20 protein-coding genes are annotated in these 20,405 nt (G+C 43.9%); 10 read left to right on the top strand and 10 right to left on the bottom strand.

Going from position 1 to position 20,405, the window contains the following annotated elements; genetic code table 11:
- Positions 1–133 precede the first annotated feature (133 nt).
- The 9 genes from DXD65_RS08700 to DXD65_RS08660 form a co-directional block, all read right to left on the bottom strand.
- On the bottom strand, positions 134–1,099 hold the full coding sequence (locus DXD65_RS08700; protein WP_005836055.1) for a PCMD domain-containing protein: 966 nt from the start codon (positions 1,097–1,099) through the stop codon (positions 134–136).
- 25 nt (positions 1,100–1,124) lie between these two features.
- Positions 1,125–2,231 (bottom strand): sulfotransferase family protein, encoded by a 1,107-nt coding sequence (locus DXD65_RS08695; protein ID WP_005826550.1) that lies wholly within the window; start codon positions 2,229–2,231, stop codon positions 1,125–1,127.
- 63 nt (positions 2,232–2,294) lie between these two features.
- Positions 2,295–3,767 (bottom strand): sulfate adenylyltransferase subunit CysN, encoded by a 1,473-nt coding sequence (gene cysN, locus DXD65_RS08690; RefSeq protein ID WP_005826555.1) that lies wholly within the window; start codon positions 3,765–3,767, stop codon positions 2,295–2,297.
- Between the two features lie 40 nt (positions 3,768–3,807).
- Entirely contained in the window at positions 3,808–4,719 is a 912-nt protein-coding gene (gene cysD / locus DXD65_RS08685; protein WP_005826557.1) for a sulfate adenylyltransferase subunit CysD, read from the bottom strand.
- A 6-nt stretch (positions 4,720–4,725) separates the two neighbouring features.
- Positions 4,726–5,331 carry an adenylyl-sulfate kinase gene (gene cysC / locus DXD65_RS08680; RefSeq protein ID WP_005826559.1) on the bottom strand — a complete coding sequence of 202 codons (606 nt, stop codon included), beginning with the start codon at positions 5,329–5,331 and terminating at the stop codon, positions 4,726–4,728.
- Positions 5,332–5,352: 21 nt separating this feature from the next.
- On the bottom strand, positions 5,353–6,906 hold the full coding sequence (locus DXD65_RS08675) for an SLC13 family permease (RefSeq protein WP_035448034.1): 1,554 nt from the start codon (positions 6,904–6,906) through the stop codon (positions 5,353–5,355).
- A gap of 7 nt (positions 6,907–6,913) precedes the next feature.
- On the bottom strand, positions 6,914–7,738 hold the full coding sequence (cysQ, locus tag DXD65_RS08670) for a 3'(2'),5'-bisphosphate nucleotidase CysQ (protein WP_005826562.1): 825 nt from the start codon (positions 7,736–7,738) through the stop codon (positions 6,914–6,916).
- Between the two features lie 535 nt (positions 7,739–8,273).
- A complete protein-coding gene (locus DXD65_RS08665; protein ID WP_005826564.1) occupies positions 8,274–8,774 on the bottom strand; it encodes an SPOR domain-containing protein in 501 nt (166 codons plus the stop codon).
- 48 nt (positions 8,775–8,822) lie between these two features.
- The gene (locus DXD65_RS08660) at positions 8,823–9,227 is read right to left on the bottom strand and encodes a lipocalin-like domain-containing protein (protein ID WP_172685027.1); all 405 of its coding nucleotides are present in this window, start codon (positions 9,225–9,227) and stop codon (positions 8,823–8,825) included.
- Between the two features lie 174 nt (positions 9,228–9,401).
- Here DXD65_RS08660 and DXD65_RS08655 point away from each other — a divergent pair, with 174 nt between their 5' ends.
- The 4 genes from DXD65_RS08655 (at position 9,402) to DXD65_RS08640 (ending at position 11,627) form a co-directional block, all read left to right on the top strand.
- Complete coding sequence (locus DXD65_RS08655) at positions 9,402–10,679, top strand: DEAD/DEAH box helicase (RefSeq protein WP_117887554.1); 1,278 nt, start codon at positions 9,402–9,404, stop codon at positions 10,677–10,679.
- Between the two features lie 92 nt (positions 10,680–10,771).
- On the top strand, positions 10,772–10,981 hold the full coding sequence (locus DXD65_RS08650) for a YtxH domain-containing protein (protein WP_005826568.1): 210 nt from the start codon (positions 10,772–10,774) through the stop codon (positions 10,979–10,981).
- A gap of 19 nt (positions 10,982–11,000) precedes the next feature.
- Positions 11,001–11,354: a phage holin family protein gene (locus DXD65_RS08645; protein WP_117887553.1), complete on the top strand. Its 354-nt coding sequence runs from the start codon at positions 11,001–11,003 to the stop codon at positions 11,352–11,354.
- Between the two features lie 12 nt (positions 11,355–11,366).
- Positions 11,367–11,627 (top strand): hypothetical protein, encoded by a 261-nt coding sequence (locus DXD65_RS08640; protein WP_005826570.1) that lies wholly within the window; start codon positions 11,367–11,369, stop codon positions 11,625–11,627.
- A 75-nt stretch (positions 11,628–11,702) separates the two neighbouring features.
- Here the strand turns inward: DXD65_RS08640 and DXD65_RS08635 are convergent, their stop codons facing one another.
- The gene (locus DXD65_RS08635; protein WP_005836045.1) at positions 11,703–12,674 is read right to left on the bottom strand and encodes a type I phosphomannose isomerase catalytic subunit; all 972 of its coding nucleotides are present in this window, start codon (positions 12,672–12,674) and stop codon (positions 11,703–11,705) included.
- Positions 12,675–12,872: 198 nt separating this feature from the next.
- Between DXD65_RS08635 and DXD65_RS08630 the strand changes: the two genes are divergently transcribed.
- From DXD65_RS08630 to DXD65_RS08600, 6 genes are all read left to right on the top strand, one after another.
- Complete coding sequence (locus tag DXD65_RS08630; protein WP_117887561.1) at positions 12,873–13,970, top strand: aldose epimerase family protein; 1,098 nt, start codon at positions 12,873–12,875, stop codon at positions 13,968–13,970.
- Between the two features lie 42 nt (positions 13,971–14,012).
- Complete coding sequence (locus DXD65_RS08625; protein WP_005826573.1) at positions 14,013–15,323, top strand: sugar MFS transporter; 1,311 nt, start codon at positions 14,013–14,015, stop codon at positions 15,321–15,323.
- 49 nt (positions 15,324–15,372) lie between these two features.
- Complete coding sequence (gene galK / locus DXD65_RS08620) at positions 15,373–16,527, top strand: galactokinase (RefSeq protein WP_005826576.1); 1,155 nt, start codon at positions 15,373–15,375, stop codon at positions 16,525–16,527.
- Positions 16,528–16,793: 266 nt separating this feature from the next.
- A complete protein-coding gene (locus DXD65_RS08610) occupies positions 16,794–17,933 on the top strand; it encodes an aldose epimerase family protein (protein WP_009036829.1) in 1,140 nt (379 codons plus the stop codon).
- A 27-nt stretch (positions 17,934–17,960) separates the two neighbouring features.
- Positions 17,961–19,655 (top strand): sodium:solute symporter, encoded by a 1,695-nt coding sequence (locus tag DXD65_RS08605; protein WP_005826581.1) that lies wholly within the window; start codon positions 17,961–17,963, stop codon positions 19,653–19,655.
- A 59-nt stretch (positions 19,656–19,714) separates the two neighbouring features.
- Complete coding sequence (locus DXD65_RS08600) at positions 19,715–20,392, top strand: NUDIX hydrolase (RefSeq protein WP_005826583.1); 678 nt, start codon at positions 19,715–19,717, stop codon at positions 20,390–20,392.
- Positions 20,393–20,405 lie beyond the last annotated feature (13 nt).

The following is a 20,405-nucleotide window of genomic DNA, read 5'->3' as shown; positions in this document are numbered from 1 at the left end:
AAATGCAGAGGATGAAATATTTCACGGGAGGGCTGACATACAAAATTCATTTGAAATAAGAAGTAAGTCAAAGTCTCGTTGACTCCATAAAAAAAGCAGCTAAAGTATGACATCAACTTTAACTGCTTTTATTCTAATAGACCAATTTTACATTGTCAATCCATAGCGAATTGCCAGGAGAACCTATATAAGCACCACCATGACTAGAGGTGAATTGCAACAGCAAATGAGTGGGCACATCGTCCTTCGTCCCCCAGGCAACCTCCTTAATAGGCACACTCTCTCCTTTACTGTTAACTGTATAGCGTTCTTCAACCTGAAGACGCATCATGTGGGCCTTGTATGCAGGGTCACCGGTGATATCACCGTACATGATGGAATAAGTGGCATTATTATGCCAATCGGTAGTAGTATAATATCGTACGACCATCGTTCCTACACGCTTGGCATAGATATTCCCCTTCTCATCTTCCCAACGCTTTTGCAGAAACAGATTCACTTCCGGGAAGTCCTTTCCCTCAACATCTGTGATACGGCTAAAGCCCGTTGCACGGATACGCTTCTCGCGGTCGGACATCTTTACTTTATAATCAAACTGTATGGCGATAGGTTTCTTTGTAAACGGTATGCCGGAATTCAGCATTTTCTGCGGATTCTTGGTCCCCTTGATAGGTTCGTGCACCTCACCCAGAAACATGGAGCCGGCAGCCAGCACCGTGATATCCACTATTCCAAAAACCTTCACACTCTCCATACGGGTGTCCATACGGGCACAGAAACCATCCCCTCGCTTTTCCGGGAAAACAGAAGTATTGGTTTTCGTGATACCGGCTACCCGGGCCATCACATTGGATGTCGCCCACGGCGAACCTCCCATATTCTTGTATGCCTTGGTCTCGGTGACAGTAGCAGTAGGCCCGATGGCATATACATTCTTCGTGGCACCGCCAATAATACCGGATTCCTTGATTTGGCGGTCAATCCATTGATCCATATTTCCGAAAGGAATCATCTCTACCTCGTGCTGCTGTGCAGAAACTGCTCCGCAACAGAGCATGGCAGACAGCATTCCCAATATACGAACTTTCTTTTGAATCATTTCTCTCATTAATAATTGACAATCATTATAAATCGTACTTCCACTGTTCCAGCGCAAAATTCCAGTTATCCTGAACCAACTGCACTGTACGCTCATCATACTTGTATTTATTCTTCTTATATCCTTTCTTTCCGCCTACATACTTTTCAATATCAGCACGTGCCTCTGCAAAGCCCGGAATGGACAAAGCCTTGTAGATATGTTCAGTCATTCCCATTGCATCCGCTTCGAAGTCCTCAAACTTCACCTCTATCAAGTTTCCTTTAGGAATGCATGTCTTGTCCGCTTCGTACTTATGATACAGTTTGGCATAAATGGACAAAATATTCTTCTCAAGCTCCTCATTACTGATATCCTGCAACTTCAACGGCTGAATGGTGTTAGTAAAGAAACTACGTGTGCTTTCGAAAACAGTATAAGGATTACGCATCAGATAGATAAACTTAGCATTGGGGAACATCTTGACAAGCTCTTTCACACGTCCCGTATGAGGCGGATTCTTACTAAGAAACTGAGTTCCCTTCGTATTCCAAAGAGAGATTTTTATCAATTTGACGAAAGTCTCCTCAAACACTTTCAGTTCTTTCTCTGTAATATCATCAAACAGCAGATATTTATCGGCATACTCTTGCTGATATTCGGGCAGGAACCAGAAATTATAATAGGTGTAGGGCATCATATTTGCCAAAGCAAACTCCTCTTCTTGCGGAAGGTCAACGGCAAGTTCCATATTGTCCGTGGGACGTTTGTCCGGCATCAACCAACTCATGTTCTTCTTGAAGAAAGGCTGCCCCCACATCATAAGATGCGGAAATACAGTCTGGTATGTCGTGTTGTAGCCGAAATGCTTGTCGCAGGAGAAAACATTATGCACAAACGTAGTCCCGCTACGCCAGTGTCCCAAAATGAATACCGGATCATGCTCCAAGGGCTTATCTGCCAGGAGCTTTTCATAGCGTCTGTCCTGCAGAGGAGCCAAAGTGGACAGCAGGCGGCAGACGGCTTTTGTCAGCCGATACTTACCTTTGTAGGCAGCACCGATGTCACGACCGCCCGTTATATCCTTGAATGTTTTCCAATCCGCACCTACCAGGGTGTTTATCGGAAGCTTATTGAATTCTAACAATCCCATTATTATCTTTATATTAATATGTTATGGTTTTCTTCCGGTGATACCGAGAGAGAACTGCAATACTTATAAAGAAGTACTGCGCTCTATCCGTACGGCCACGCCCTGGCGTTCCAGCTCTTTCACAGCCTTTTCTATAGCTTCGTAATGTTCGGGAGCTATACCCAGCTTAGGCAAATTCAGTATAGGCAGGTCCTCAGCTAAGTGCATGTCCTTATCCTCCACCCTATCGATAATCATACCTACAGCACTGGTATTGTTGGTTATCGGGTCTATCAAGATAAACGAACCGGTAGCCTTATTCTGCCGATAAGGGTCAAAGAAAAGCTCTTTGGCAGTGGTCAGCACCACGCGCGCAATCTGATTGAGCTGCATCGGCAATGTTTCCTTGCTCAACTTTCCGTTGTCAATGGAAAGATGCTCCATCGTATTGACATCCACTTTATACTTGATGCTGTCGATGCGGGTGCGGCTTATATTGGTGGTCTGTTTGATGAAGAATGATTTGTTGATATCCATCGGCTCTTCATCCATCCAAACCAGCATCGTTTCAAAATTGCGGTCCATGACGGGCAGGTTATCCGGATGTACCAGCATTTCCCCTCTCGACACATCTATTTCGTCCTCCAGAGTCAGGGTGACGGACTGTGGCGGAAAGGCGTAATCCAATTCGCCGTCGTATGTAACTATACTCTTGATATGCGACTTCTTACCGGAAGGCAATGCCATCACTTCATCTCCCTTACGAATAATACCCGAAGCCACCTTACCGCAAAAACCACGGAAATCGAGATTGGGGCGCAAGACGTATTGAACCGGGAAACGAAAATCCTTCAAATTATGGTCGTTGTCAATATGTACCGTCTCCAGAAAGTCAAGAAGTGAAATACCCTCATACCAAGGAGTACGTTCCGATTTCTCCACCACATTGTCGCCATCCAAAGCTGACAGCGGAATGCAGTTTACGTCAGGAATACCCAATGGAGCTATAAACTTCCGGTATTCATCGACTATCTCATTAAAACGTTCTTCGGAAAAATCCACCAGGTCCATCTTATTGACAGCAAGCACCACATGCTTGATGCCAAGCAACGACACCAGAAAAGTATGCCGGCGCGTCTGCGTAATGACACCCATACGTGCATCCACCAGAATAATTGCCAAGTTAGCTGTAGAGCCCCCGGTAATCATGTTGCGTGTGTACTGCTCGTGTCCCGGAGTATCGGCAATGATAAACTTACGGTTGTTGGTCGAGAAGTAGCGGTATGCCACGTCGATGGTGATGCCTTGTTCGCGCTCTGCCTTCAAGCCGTCCAGCAAAAGGGCGTAGTCAATGTGGTCGCCGGCATTTCCCATGCGCTTGCTGTCGCGTTCCAGTGCGTCCAGCTGATCCTCATATAGTTTCTTGCTGTCGAACAACAGACGGCCTATCAATGTGGATTTTCCGTCATCCACAGAACCGGCAGTCAGTAAGCGCAATAAGTCTTTCTGCTCATCCTTATCAAGAAAAGCCTTTATATCAAGTGTAGAATCGTTCATCCTTAATGATTTAATTTTTAATTCTTAATTTTTAATTCCTTTAGAAGTATCCCTCGCGCTTCTTCTGCTCCATGCTTGCGTCTTGGTCGAAGTCAATGACACGGGTCGTCCGTTCACTCTTGGTGGTGGTCATCATTTCCTCGACAATCTTCTCGATGGTATCGGCATCGCTTTCCACAGCACCGGTCAACGGCCAGCAACCCAGCGTACGGAAACGCACCATACGCATCTTTATCTGGTCGCGGTACTGTTCAGGCAAGCGGTCGTCATCCGCCATTATCAGATTTCCGTCAATCTCCACACAAGGACGTTCCTTGGCAAAATACAACGGCACAATAGGAATATTTTCCAAACGTATATATTGCCAGATGTCCAGCTCCGTCCAATTACTTAACGGAAATACTCGGATACTCTCTCCTTTATGTACCCGGGCATTATAAATATCCCACAATTCGGGACGCTGATTTTTGGGGTCCCATTGATGGAACTTGTCACGGAAGGAGAAAATACGCTCTTTGGCGCGTGACTTCTCCTCGTCGCGGCGAGCGCCACCGAATGCCGCATCAAACTTATACTTATCCAATGCGTGGAGCAAAGCCTGCGTTTTCATCAGGTCCGTATGCACCTTGCTGCCATGCGTAAAAGGTCCGACACCTGCATTGAAAGCTTCCATATTGCTTTCCACTATCAGGTTCCAACCATACTTCTTGGCATACTCGTCACGGAACTGTATCATCTCCTTAAACTTCCACTTGGAATCGATGTGCATCAACGGGAACGGCACTTTGCCGGGAGCAAACGCCTTTTCGGCCAAGCGCACCATAACCGAAGAATCCTTGCCGATACTATACAGCATCACCGGATTTTCAAACTCCGCTGCCACTTCACGGATAATATGAATGGACTCTGCTTCGAGTTCCTTCAAATGGCTCAATTTATATTCTTCTTTCATTATATCTTATTTCTTCTGAATTCTTGGTAAAATGAGTTCCAACAGTTTATTGACCGATTCTTCCAGGCTGAGAACAGAGGTGTCCAACGTCAGAGCCGGATGAGCCGGCTCCTCAAAAGGCGCGGAAATACCAGTAAAATTCTTGATTTCTCCCTTACGTGCCTTGGCATAAAGTCCCTTCACGTCACGGCGTTCACACTCTTCAAGCGGGGTACTGACATAAACTTCCAGAAAATCGTCTTGTCCGATAATATCAGCCGCCATTTCACGAATATCGTTATTAGGACTGATAAAAGCCGCGATTGTTATAACACCCGTATCAAGAAAGAGTTTGGAAACTTCGGCTATACGCCGGATATTCTCCACACGGTCGGCCTCCGTAAAACCGAGGTTATTGTTGATGCCACTGCGGATGTTGTCACCATCCAGGATACGGCAAAGCAATCCTCTTTTATGAAGTTCGCGCTCCAAGGCAATGGCTATCGTACTTTTGCCGGAGCCGCTCAAGCCGGTAAACCAAACCATCACGCTGTGCTGCTTCAACAAGTCTTCTTTGTCTTTCCGCATCAGCATTCTGTCAAATATCGGATATATGTGGTTGTTTTCTTCCATATGTTATTATTTCTTCTTTTTTTAAAATGGCCAAATTAAAGGAATCAAGAAAATGGATATCAGGAAAGTAATGATATTCAAAGGTAACCCGATGCGTACAAAATCCGTGAACTTATAGTTACCGATACCTTGTACAATCAAATTAGTCTGATACCCTATAGGAGTGGAGAAGCTGGCAGAAGCCGCCATACAAATTACAACGAAGAAAGGCATCGGACTGACTCCCATCTGTGAAGAGATGGAAAGTGCCAACGGGAAAGCGAGTGCCGCGGCCGCATTGTTCGTAATCAGTTCTGTAAACAAGTTCGTTATGATAAACACAGCAGCCAGCAACACGTGGGGGCCATAATGATGGCTCATGCCTATAATGAAACGCGCCACAGCATCTGCCACTCCGGAATTCACCATCGCCTTGCTGATAGCAAAAGCACAAGCAATCGTTATCAGAATATCCCAAGATATATATTTGGTATACTTGCGGGCCGGAAATATCTTTGTCCAGGCCATAATGATAGTAGTAATGGAAACGAAGAAAAACATATCCAACTTGATTTCCGGAAAAGCTTCCTTGACAACCGGAAGTTCACCAACCGTTGCACCCACTATCATCAATATCAGCAAAGCCAAGGCAAACCAGCGCTTTCCCTTTCCGGGCACCGGTTCCGTATCCTTGCCATTGGCCAGCAACACGAACACCGAAGATTCCCCCCAGGTCTTTACAAAAGAGTCATCAGCCATCACCACCAGCGTATCCCCTTCGCGGAGATATTCATTTTCCAGATTTCCGACAATGCTCTGACCGCTACGCTTAATCTCCTTCACTTCGGCCCCATAATGCCGCTTGAAGTTAAAATCACCAAGTTTCTTGTTGATACCGGGAAAACGGGCACCGAGTACAGCTTCCACCCGATGTAAATCTCCATGCTCCTCCGGTTCCTCATCCAGCTTTACCGCATCCGTACGAACATCCGGCAAAAGCCTTGAGGAAAAAGCGAACAGATAAAGGATGCCTGCAATCGCGACGAAAATGCCCACTTTACCCAACTCGAACATAGTAAAGCCTTCATATCCGGCTTCCAATATCATACCATGCACCACCAGATTGGTCGACGTCCCTATCAGGGTGCAGATTCCGCCAAGTATCGTCACATAAGAAAGGGGTATAAGGAACTTGGTAGCAGGCAATTTTACAGATTCGGCCCAACGCTTGATAATGGGAGCAAAGATAACAACCACCGGAGTATTGTTTAGAAAAGCTGAAATAAAAGCAATGGTGGGCAACATACGGAACTGCGCTTTAAAGACCGTAGTCTTACCTTGGGGAAGCAGCTTCTTGATTACTTGCCCCAAAGCACCCGATTGCCTGATGCCTTCACTGACCAAAAACAGCATGGCAACAGTCATCATCCCCTTATTACTGAACCCTTCCAGCATCTCCTTAGGAGTGAGGATACCTGCACACAAGAACAATACTACGACAGAAAAGAGCACCATGCCCGGACGCATTTTATCCAGAACCAAGGCAATCACCATGCCCAACAATGCCAGCAGCACAAACAATATCTCAAATGTCATAAAGTCGTTATTTTATTTCAGTATGCTTGGGTTCTACGATAAACCACGGATTCAGCAAATCCTCCTTATTATATTGCAAAGGTTCTTCCTTCCCCGCCTGATAAATTTCCATTCCGGCAGCACGTGCAATAGCATGCCCAGCCGCCGTATCCCATTCCATCGTAGGGGCAAAACGAGGATATACATCAGCCTTGCCTTCAGCTACCAGACAAATCTTGATGGAACTTCCACTTGATATAAGCTCAACTTCCGCATGGCTGCATTTCATTTTCTCGATATAATCTTCTGTCTCGGGCGTCAGATGCGAACGGGAAGCCACAATTACAAACCGTTCGTGCACGCTTGTTTCCGGCAGCCGAACAGCTTTCGCAAGCAGTTCATCCCACGACATTCCATCACGTGCAGTAATACCGGATAGCTTATAAGCACCCGAATCATGCACTCCAAAATAGAGCTCCTTTTTTACCGGCACATAAATGACTCCCATTACCGGTACTGAGTGATGCACCAAAGCTATATTCACTGTGAACTCACCGTTCCTCTTGATGAACTCCTTCGTACCGTCCAAAGGGTCTACAATCCATAAAGTTTCCCAACTCCGTCGTTCCGAAAAAGGCAAATGTTTGCCTTCCTCGCTTAGCAGAGGGAAAGGTGTATCAGCCAAAAAACGGCAGATAGTTTCATGAGCCTTACGGTCGGCAATAGTAAGAGGAGAATTATCCGCTTTTTTTTCTACCTGAAAATCCGATGCCGGATCATCGTAAATGGAAAGAATTTTCTCGCCAGCCTGCAAAGCGGCATCAATCGCATTCAGTATATATCGTCGTTCCATACTATATTCTTCTCAAAGATAAGGCACAAAATTAAAAACTTTTTCAGGTCTAAAAGTTTCCACCTCTTGTTTTATAACTTCTTTTAAACGAAAGAGAGAATATTATAAGCACTTTTCACAATCAGAAAAATCAATCCGGAGCAGAGAAATAGAGTGAAATATTCACGAAGGAAGAGGAACTAAAGAGACTGTGACAACATGAGTTTATCTGGGTCTTTTCTCAATTAGTCCGTTAGTTCACAGTACTGAACACTTTGTTTCAACCTTTAAAAACAAGTTGTTTCAGTATATAAAAACATTTTGTTTTTATGCGATAGAACGAGATGTTCTGTTAAGAGAAACAAAGTGTTCTCGTTAATGAAACAAACTGTTCTGTTAAAGGAAACACTTTGTTTTGCCAAACCAAACACGCGACAGCGCCAGCCTTCACATTCTTTCGGCATATCATGAAAAAGGCAGTAACTTCGCAGTTACTGCCTCATCTTGAAAGGAAACATACATTCCTTTCTGTTATGAATTACCAAAAAGAATTCTATTAATTGACGCTATACAGCAACCATGCCTTCTGGAAGTCATCATTCGAAGGATGTTTAGCTTTGAAAGAGTCGCGCAGATTCTCGGCGGATGCTCTGTCATCGAATGTACCGATAACTACACGATACAGGTTTCTTTCTGCATTGTAAACCACCATTGCAGTATAGCCTTCATTCACCAATGCCTGCTTCACACCTTCCGCATTAGCTTTCACGCTATAAGCTCCGCAAACTACACTAAAGGTTTTCAAGCTGGTACCACCTGATACCACAGTCACCTTTTCCTGACGCATGCCGGCAGGTGCACTTTCCACCACCTTTACTTCTACTGGAGCGGTAACCACTGGAGCCACCTCTTCAGCAGGGGCAGTTGTTTGCGGCTCAGCCAATTCCTGCTGTTTTGCCTTTTCATATGCTTTCTTATAAGCACTTTCACTTGATTTACAAGAAGAGAATGCCAGAGCTATGCATACTCCCATTCCCAATACGGCTAATTTTTTCATCTTTTCTATTGTTTTTATTAGTAAAATCGTCTATTCTTATTCTTTATCTCAAAATTTTCGAAAAATAGATTTCGTGCCCTCATATTCCAAACGCAATGAAGAGTAGGACAAATCTTCTACTTTAAAGGTACATTTTCCTTCCGGCCACCCGAAATAAGTATCATAATTTTTATCGTTAACGCTTTCAGGCAACAAAATAATGGAAATTTCAGCACCTTTCAAAGAATAATTTCCAAAAAACGTAGTCAACCCTCCATCTTTCAACAAACATATGGCAGAAAAACTTCCTTTTTGAAAATTATAGAATACACTGTCCACCTTCTCTGATGTACCGTCGGCATATTGATACTGACGCAACTGCCACTTACCGGCCAAGTCACCCCCACCATTCATGCAAGCGGTCAAAGTACAAGCCACCAATACAATCCAAAGATATTTTAAATGCAATTTCATCATTTTTCCATGCCACTATCTAAATATGGAACAAAAGTACACCATAACATGCGATTATACCTCAGCATCCTTAGTTAAATATAATTAAACCCCTCCATAAAAAGAGATTTCCCGGAAGACTTGACGTATATTTGCCAAATATAAACAGAGCATGAGGCTCACTTAATTGATTACATGACATTTGAAAATTTGAATTTGATAGAACCTATATTGAAGGCTCTTCAAGAAGAGGGGTATTCCACCCCTACCCCAATCCAGGAAAAATCGATCCCTATATTACTTCAAGGAAAAGACTTATTAGGATGTGCTCAAACCGGAACAGGCAAAACCGCCGCATTTTCCATCCCTATCTTGCAAAAGTTGTATAAAACGGATAACCGCAAAAGTATCAAAGCACTCATTCTGACGCCGACCCGCGAGTTGGCCATACAGATAGGAGAATGCTTCAGTGCATATGGTAAGTATACCGGATTGAGACATGCCGTCATCTTCGGCGGTGTAGGACAAAAGCCACAGACAGATGAACTGAAACGTGGAGTACAAATACTGGTTGCAACTCCCGGACGACTGCAAGACCTGGTCAACCAAGGTTTCATTAACCTAAAAGCGCTCGAGTTCTTCGTATTGGACGAAGCGGACCGGATGCTGGACATGGGATTCATACATGATATCCGGCGCATATTAAAGTTATTGCCCGCAAAACGACAGACCCTCTTCTTTTCGGCCACAATGCCTCCGGAAATAGAGACCTTGGCAAACTCCATGCTGACGCACCCCGAGAAAGTGGAAGTCACCCCTGCATCGTCTACGGTTGACACAATCTCCCAATCAGTCTATTTTGTTGAGAAAAAAGAGAAAAAAGACTTACTGATTCATCTGCTGAAGAATCCGGCTATCGAGTCCGTACTCATCTTCACCAGAACCAAATATGGAGCGGACAAACTTGCACGCATTCTGAACAAGTCCGGAATAAGAGCCGAAGCCATACATGGGAACAAGTCGCAGAATGCCCGACAGCGAGCATTGACCGGTTTTAAGAGCCATGAACTGCGCGTACTGATAGCAACCGACATTGCAGCACGAGGTATCGACGTGGACCAACTATCACACGTCATCAACTACGAGTTGCCCAACATTCCGGAAACATACGTACACCGTATCGGACGAACCGGACGCGCCGGCCACGACGGTATTGCCCTCTCTTTTTGCGAATCGGAAGAACTGCCTTACCTGAAAGATATCCAAAAATTGATAGGGAAAAACATCCCGGTAATAAAAGAACACCCTTTTGTCACCGCCGATGGCTTAAAAGCCCAGGAAATCAAGACCGAAGAAATTAAGGCCAAAACCAAGGAAAACAAAATCTATCGTGGGAGCCGTACGAATGGAGACTTTTGGAGAAGAAAAAAGCGAACCTCGCAAAACAACACCCCAAAAGGAGTTGGAAGATAAGGACAATCATAAAAAAACTGATATTCCGAACAAAGTTTCAAAAAGATTTGTTAGTTTTGTCGTACGAACCTCAAAAAGAAAGGAATATCATTATGAAAGGATTAAATGTTTTAGCAGCTTTCCTGGGTGGTGCCGCAGTAGGTGCAGCCCTCGGTATCTTATTTGCTCCTGAAAAAGGAGAAGACACCCGTAACAAAATCGCAGAAATTCTCCGTAAGAAAGGGATTCGTCTGAACCGAAGCGAAATGGAAGACTTGGTAGATGAAATTGCTGCGGAAATTAAAGGTGAGGTAACGGAATAAGGTAAAAAACAGAACCACTATGTTTGCAGACGACAAAAGTATAGAAAATATGCAGCAGCTATTCATGGAAGTCAAAAAATACCTGGAGCTGCAAAAGGAATATACCAAACTGGAAGTCACCGAAAAACTGTCCAAACTGCTTTCTACACTTTTATTGGTGCTATTGGTCGTTATACTCGGCGTAGTGGTTCTGTTTCATCTGTCGTTTACGCTGGTCTACATCTTAGCTCCACTGGTGGGTGGGCTTATGATGAGCTTTGCACTCATTGCGTGCTTTCATATATTGCTCATCGTTCTGCTTGTCCTATTCCGCAAAAAGCTCATTATTGATCCGACAGTAAAACTTATCGCAGAATTATTCTTAGACAATTAATTCGAAATATTCATGGATAATACGACCAATACGACTCCCGTCACTTTAGAAAGCATCGCCCAGAAAAAAGCCATGCTGCTACAAGAAATACGACTCCAGAAAGAAATCATGACTGGGCTTACACAAGAAATTTTTGCTCCGCTGGAACCAGCTACCAACAAGGCAAATGCCATGATGAGAGCATTCAACACGGGTATGGCTGTTTTTGACGGTATAGTATTGGGGGTAAAGGTAATGAAGAAATTCAGAAAAATATTTGGAAGAAAGAGATAGAATATCGGATAAAAAAAGAGGGGATGGCCATAACAGTCATCCCCTCTTTTTTTATCCGATATAGTCTGAGCACTTTTATACGTACGTCTCAAGCAACTTCACTGCTCCTTCAGGCACAATCGTCACTTCTTGGGTTGCAGCTGGCAGCAGGATTGTTTCGCCCGCTTGTACGGAAACTTCATTCTTCTCATTATCAATAATACGGCAAGAACCCTCCACACAAATAAAGATAACAAAAGAATCCAGTTCAGAATAGTCACAAGTGATTTCTTCCGTCATGTCATAGATGGAAGTCGTGAAATACGGGCTTGCCACCATTTCTACCGGTTCATTCTGCACCTGCTCGTACTCCGTACGAAAATCGTCCTGCACATCTGCAAAATTAATGGCATCAATGGCCTGGCTTGTATGCAGTTCTCTTGATTTACCATCCTTATCCTTACGATTGTAATCAAAAATACGGTAAGTGATATCCGACGTTTGCTGTATTTCTGCTACAAAAGCTCCCGCACCGATTCCATGTACCCGACCTGCAGGCACATAAAACACATCGCCCGGTTTAATGGCGCAAGTCTGCAGAACATCCGCAAACGTACCATTATACACTCGTTCCTTATATTCTTTCGGAGTAATCTGCTCTGCAAAACCGGAAATCAGCTTGGCACCCTGGTCAGCAGCAATAACATACCACATTTCATTTTTACCAAAACTGTTATGACGTTTCTTAGCCAACTCGTCACCCGGGTGTACCTGAATCGACAAGTCCAACTTGGCATCAATAAACTTTATCAATAAAGGAAACTTATTTCCGAAACGTGCATAGTTGGCTTCTCCTACCAGGTCTTCCTTATATTTTCTGACCATATCCGGCAGCGTCAATCCTTTGTCTGCACCATTGGCCACTATAGACTCACTGCCTTCTACTGCCGACACTTCCCAACTCTCGCCTACATTGGCAAGGGTATCATTCAAATGTTTGAATGGAATAATCTTGTCGCCTCCCCAAAGCGTCTGCTTCAGAATAGGCTCAAATTTTAGAGGATACATTCGTTGTTTTTATTAGAACTTTCTGTTAATGATGTGATTTTTTTAGATTCCGGGGGCAAACATACAAAAAATATCAATTTGTATTCCATTTGTTAAACGCTAAACTTTCCTAAAATGTTCTCCACATTTCCTTCCAATTACTTGGGGGAACAAAAGAATTTCTTTTTATTTGCAAGAAATTTAATTAATACCATGGATATGATAAACACTACTCCAACAGAAAGTAATTTGTCCGGTTTGAACCAAAAAGACTTTCAAAAGGATATAAATAACAAAAAGACAGATTTATTTATCCTGAAGAATGCCCAGGGAATGGAAGTTGCAGTTACTAATTACGGCTGTGCAATACTTTCCATCATGGTACCCGACAAAAATGGCAAATATGCCAATGTTGTATTAGGACACGACAGTATTGAACATGTAATCAACAGCCCGGAACCTTTTCTAAACACTACCATCGGACGCTACGGTAACCGGATAGCTAAAGGAAAGTTTACTTTATACGGCGAAGAGCACCAATTGGCAATCAACAATGGTCCCAACTCACTGCATGGCGGTCCGACTGGTTTTCATACCCGTGTATGGGATGCTGTCCAGCCAGAGCAATCAACAGTCATCTTCAACTACACATCCGCTGACGGCGAAGAGGGCTTCCCCGGAAATCTCAAAGTAGAAATGACTTATCGCCTGGAGGATGAGACCAATGCTCTGGTCATCGAATACCGGGCTACTACCGATAAAGCCACCATCGTCAATTTGACCAATCACGGTTTCTTCAATCTTGCCGGTATAGCCAATCCCTCTCCTACAGTCTTAAACAATATCGTTACCATCAATGCAGATTTTTATGTACCCATCGATGAAGTATCCATTCCTACCGGAGAGATATTGAAGGTAGAAGGTACTCCTATGGATTTCCGTACTCCCCATACTCTTGGCGAACGAATTGATGAGAAACATACACAAATTGTGAATGGCGCAGGATATGACCATTGCTATGTACTGAACAAGACTGAAAGTGGAGAGCTGAGCCTTGCAGCCACCTGCATAGAGCCCAACAGCGGGCGAACTATGGAAGTATATACCACTGAAAATGGCGTCCAGCTCTACACTGGAAACTGGCTCGGGGGCTTTGAAGGTGCCCATGGAGCCACTTTCCCTGCAAGAAGTGCAGTCTGCTTTGAGGCCCAGTGTTTTCCCGATACGCCCAACAAGTCCCATTTTCCGTCGGCAGTATTGCTACCGGGTGATGAGTACCAGCAAGTGACAATCTACAAGTTTGGTGTACAAGAATGAAAAAACTAATCCAATTTATAAACTTATTAATTTTACAAAACCATGACACAACAAAAACAGAATGGTAAACTCATCGCAATTATCACGATGATCTTCCTTTTTGGTATGATTTCATTTGTTACCAACCTTGCTGCCCCTATGGGAATCGTACTGAAAAATCAGTTTTCAGTATCCAACGCTTTAGGGATGTTGGGTAACTTTGGTAACTTTATTGCATATGCAGTGATGGGAATACCAAGCGGCATCTTACTACAACGGGTAGGGTATAAAAAAACGGCATTGATAGCAGTAGCTGTAGGCTTTATCGGTGTAGGTATCCAATATTTATCAGGTCATTCAAGCCCTGATATGGCTTTTGCCGTATATTTGATTGGCGCTTTCATCGCCGGTTTCTCCATGTGTTTGCTTAATACGGTAGTCAACCCGATGCTGAACAAGCTCGGCGGCGAAGGTAACAAAGGAAACCAGCTTATCCAAGTGGGTGGTTCTTTCAACTCCGTAATGGCCACCATTACTCCGATGTTCGTAGGTATCCTGATTGCCGGTTCCATTGAAAAAGCTACTATCTCTCAGATATTCCCTGTAATGTACACAGCAATGGCTGTATTTGCCATCGCGTTCTTCGTTCTTTTGATTGTGCCCATACCGGAACCCAATGCTGCAACTTCAACAGAACCTATCGGTAAGTTGATGTCAGGCGCTTTAAAATTCCGCCACTTCATTTTGGGAGCTATAGCAATCTTTGTATATGTAGGTGTCGAAGTTGGTGTACCGGGTACTCTGAACTTGTTTTTGACCGATCCGATTGAAAAGGGAGGAGCAGGCATTTCTTCCACCATTTCCGGTTTTGTTGTAGGTACATATTGGTTCCTCATGCTGATTGGACGTCTGGCCGGCGCTTCATTGGGTGCAAAAATCTCCAGTAAGGCAATGCTTACCTTTACTTCCGCATTAGGCTTACTTTTGGTATTCCTTGCCATCTTCTCATCTACCGGTTCGCTTGTCAATCTGCCGGTACTCCAACAAAGTGCTACGGGAGGTCTCTCTTTCGGATTTGCAGAAGTACCTATCAACGCAATGTATCTGGTACTGGTAGGTCTGTGTACTTCCATCATGTGGGGTGGTATCTTTAATCTGGCCGTAGAAGGATTGGGTAAATATCTGGCAGCGGCTTCCGGTCTGTTCATGGTATTGGTATGCGGCGGTGGCATCTTGCCCGTTATCCAAGGTTTGGTGGCCGACATTGCAGGTTTCATGCCGAGTTACTGGGTTATCATCGCAGCCCTTGGCTATCTGTTGTTCTACGGTTTGGTAGGCTGCAAAAATGTCAATAAGGACATCAAGGTCGATTAACAAGAAAATATAGGTAATTTATTTATTCACCTTATAAAATATAAATATCATGGATATAGAATACGTAAGAAGCCGTTTCATCAAGCACTTTGACGGAACAACGGGAGCTGTTTATGCTTCTCCGGGTCGCATCAACCTTATCGGTGAGCATACAGACTATAACGGTGGTTTTGTATTCCCCGGAGCAATCGATAAGGGAATGATTGCAGAAATAAAGCCCAACGGCACAAACACAGTAAAAGCTTATTCCATCGACCTGAAAGATTATGTGGAATTTGGCTTGAATGAAGAAGATGCACCCCGCGCAAGCTGGGCAAGATATATCTTTGGCGTGTGCCGGGAAATGATGAAACGCGGTGTAGATGTAAAAGGTTTCAATACAGCTTTTGCAGGCGATGTGCCTCTGGGTGCAGGAATGTCCTCTTCAGCAGCTTTGGAAAGTACCTATGCCTATGCTTTGAACGACTTGTTCGGTGACAACAAAATAGACAAATTTGAATTGGCAAAAGTGGGACAATCTACAGAACACAACTATTGTGGCGTAAACTGTGGTATCATGGACCAATTTGCTTCTGTATTCGGAAAGAAAGGAAGCCTCATCCGCCTGGATTGCCGTTCACTAGAATATCAGTATTTCCCATTCGACCCGCAAGGCTATCGTCTGGTTCTTGTAGATTCTGTAGTGAAACACGAACTTGCATCTTCAGCATACAACAAACGTCGTCAAAGCTGCGAAGCTGCTGTTGCCGCTGTTCAGAAGAAGCATCCACACGTAGAATTCCTGCGTGACGTTACCATGGGCATGCTGGAAGAAGCCAAAGCCGACATCAGCGCAGAAGACTATATGCGTGCAGAATATGTCATCGAAGAGATTCAACGCGTACTCGACGTTTGCGACGCCCTGGAAAAAGGCGATTATGAAACTGTAGGCCAAAAGATGTATGAAACACATCATGGCATGAGTAAGTTGTATGAAGTAAGCTGCGAAGAACTCGATTTTCTGAATGACCTTGCATTCGATTGTGGAGTTACCGGTTCACGTGTCATGGGCGGTGGATTCGGTGGATGTACAATCAATCTGGTAAAGGATGAATTGTACAGTACATTCATCGAAAAAGCAAAAGATGAATTCAAGAAGAAGTTCGGCAGAAGCCCAAAAGTATATGATGTAGTCATCAGCGACGGTGCCCGCAGATTAGAATAATAGACATCAGCATTCAAATAAAAGGCGTTTCCCAGTAATGGGAAGCGCCTTTTTCTTCTCCCCTATTCCACCGTTTTCCACTCTAAAAACAAAATCATCCGAGAAGTTTATTCCGAACACATCTATCTGTACAGCCAGTTGGCACAGATATGTTTCTTGACACTTATGTTGCATAACATATAAAAGTGTACAGCCTACACTAAAGAAAAGTGTTACTTTTACACCCAAAGAAAGATAATCATCTCATTTACATTAAATACAAAACCATGAAAAGACATGTTCTACTTGCAGGAATTGCCGCAATGATGCTAACTGCGTGCAATCAAAAGACAGAAACAACGCTTACGCTGTCCGGTCTTGATCCAGTAAAATTCCAAACAACAGTCAATGACGCCCAGACACAGCTTTATACGCTGAAGAATAAAGCGGGCATGGAAGTATGCATCACAAACTTTGGAGGACGTATTGTATCCATTATGGTACCCGACAAAAATGGAGTTATGCAGGATGTAGTATTGGGCTTTGACAGCATTGCCGATTACATCAACATTCCAAGTGACTTTGGTGCTTCTATCGGACGCTACGCCAACCGGATTAACCAAGGGAAAATCGTTCTTGACGGAGATACTATACAGTTACCACAGAACAATTTCGGACATTGCCTGCACGGTGGCCCCAAAGGATGGCAATACCAAGTATACAGTGCCAATCCCATTGACAGCACAACTCTGGAGCTCACCCGCATTTCACCGGATGGAGACGAGAATTTCCCAGGTAATGTTACGGCAAAAGTACTTTTCAAGTTAACGGATGACAATGCCATTGATATAAAATACAGTGCAACAACAGACCAAAAGACGGTTATCAATATGACTAACCATTCTTATTTCAATTTATCAGGTGACCCTTCAAAGGCAGCAACAGACCACATCTTATACATCAATGCAGACAACTATACTCCGGTAGACAGTACTTTCATGACAACGGGTGACATCATCTCCGTCAAAGAAACACCAATGGACTTTACCACTCCCAAGAGTGTGGCACAAGACATCAACCGGACGGACTTTGAACAAATAAAGAACGGAAACGGATATGACCACAATTGGGTACTGAATACTAAAGGTGACCTATCCCAAGTGGCAGCCAAACTGACATCGCCTATAAGCGGCATCACCCTGGAAGTTTATACCAATGAGCCAGGCATACAAGTATATACCGGGAATTTCCTGGACGGCACCGTAAAAGGTAAAAAAGGCATTACTTACAACCAGCGCGCTTCCGTATGCCTCGAGACACAACATTATCCGGATAGCCCCAACAAAGCCCAATGGCCTTCTGTCGTACTGGAACCCGGACAAATTTACAACAGTGAATGTGTTTTCAAATTTTCCGTAGAAAAATAACAATAACCTTATAAATCATTTATTATCGTGGAAACATTAGATTGGTTAGTCATTGGAATCTTTTTCCTGGCTTTAATTGGAATTATTGTCTGGGTTGTCAAACAGAAACAGAATGACTCAGCAGACTATTTTTTAGGTGGTCGTGATGCCACATGGCTCGCTATCGGTGCATCTATCTTTGCATCCAACATCGGTTCGGAACACTTAATCGGATTAGCCGGTGCCGGTGCTTCCAGCGGTATGGCGATGGCACATTGGGAAATACAAGGCTGGATGATCCTTATCTTAGGTTGGGTATTCGTACCGTTCTATTCGCGAAGTATGGTATTCACAATGCCTGAATTCCTAGAACGCCGCTATAATCCACAATCACGTACAATATTGTCTGTAATATCTTTAATCAGCTATGTACTGACAAAAGTTGCCGTGACGGTTTATGCAGGAGGATTGGTATTCCAACAAGTATTCGGTATAAAAGAACTTTGGGGAATCGACTTCTTTTGGATTGCCGCCATCGGTCTGGTTATACTGACTGCGCTCTACACAATCTTCGGAGGAATGAAGTCGGTACTTTATACCTCCATCCTGCAGACCCCCATCTTGCTGTTAGGTTCACTGATAATCCTTGTACTCGGCTTCAAAGAATTGGGAGGCTGGGATGAGATGATGAGAATCTGCGGTGCAGTCACAGTGAACGATTATGGCAACACAATGACAGAACTTATACGCAGTAATAACGACCCTAACTTCCCTTGGTTGGGTGCACTGATTGGTTCAGCCATTATCGGATTCTGGTATTGGTGTACAGACCAGTTCATCGTGCAACGCGTACTTTCCGGAAAGAATGAAAAGGAAGCACGGCGCGGTACCATCTTCGGAGCTTACCTGAAATTATTGCCCGTATTCTTATTCCTTATCCCAGGCATGATTGCTTTCGCATTACACCAAAAATATCTCGGAACCGGGGGAGAAGGTTTTCTACCTATGCTGGCAAACGGAAATGCCAATGCAGATGCTGCTTTCCCAACTCTAGTAGCAAAATTGCTTCCTGCAGGAGTCAAAGGTTTGGTTGTTTGCGGTATTCTTGCAGCATTGATGAGTTCTCTCGCATCTTTGTTCAACTCATCTGCTATGCTTTTCACCATTGACTTCTACAAACGTTTCAAGCCGAACACTTCTGAGAAAAAGTTGGTAGGAATTGGACAGATGGCAACTGTTGCGATTGTGATATTGGGTATACTCTGGATTCCCATTATGCGCAGTGTAGGCGATGTACTTTACACCTACTTACAAGATGTACAATCTGTATTAGCACCAGGCATTGCCGCAGCCTTCCTCTTGGGGATCTGCTGGAAACGCACCTCTGCACAAGGCGGTATGTGGGGACTGATTGCCGGAATGATTATCGGTTTAACCCGTCTGGGGGCAAAAGTATATTACAGCAATGTAGGAGATGTGTCAAGCAGTACCTTCAAGTATCTGTTCTATGATATGAACTGGCTGTTTTTCTGCGGATGGATGTTCTTGTTCTGCATCGTAGTGGTTATCGCAGTCAGCATGTTTACAGCTGCCCCAAGCGCTGAAAAGATTCAAGGGCTGGTATTCGGAACTTCAACTCCTGAACAAAAAGCAGCTACACGTGCGAGTTGGAATAAATGGGATATCATTCATACCCTTATCATCCTGGGTATTACTGCTGCTTTTTATTGGTATTTCTGGTAAATCGGTATGTTGCTATGATATATATCCATGCAGCATACCCCTTAAACAAAAATTAAGATATGAGTAATTACTATAGTTCAAATCCGAAACTTTATGTAGGTATCGACTGCATTATTTTCGGTTTCAATGAAGGAGAATTGAACCTGCTGTTGCTGAAGCGTAACTTCGAACCGGCAATGGGCGAATGGTCGCTGATGGGTGGATTCGTGCAGGAAGACGAAAGCGTGGATGATGCAGCCAAACGAGTCCTGAATGAACTAACCGGACTGGAAGATGTATATATGGAACAAGTCCAAGCTTTCGGAGCCATAGATCGTGACCCAGGAGAACGCGTAGTCTCCATTGTTTACTATGCGCTCATCAACATCAACGAATACGACAAAGAATCCGTACAGCAACACAATGCTTTCTGGGTAAATATCAATGAACTGCCAGCGCTAATCTTTGATCATCCGCAAATGGTGGAGAAAGCTCGGAAGTTGATGCAACAAAAAGCGTCCACCGAACCAATCGGCTTTAATCTACTACCTAAACTGTTCACGCTGTCACAACTGCAAAGCTTATACGAAGCTATATACGGCGAGAGCATTGACAAACGGAACTTCCGAAAACGCATAGCAGAAATGGACTATATAGAAAAAACTGACAAAATAGACAAAACGGGGTCCAAACGTGGAGCTGCTTTATATCAGTTTAATGAGAAGGCATACCGCAAAGCTCCGAAATTTAAGCTCTGAGAACCTAATATTC

It is taken from the genome of Bacteroides sp. 4_1_36 (assembly GCF_003466325.1).
In the GTDB taxonomy this organism is placed as follows: domain Bacteria; phylum Bacteroidota; class Bacteroidia; order Bacteroidales; family Bacteroidaceae; genus Bacteroides; species Bacteroides uniformis.
Note: the sequence above shows the minus strand (reverse complement) of the source record. Positions and strands in the feature narration are given on the sequence as shown.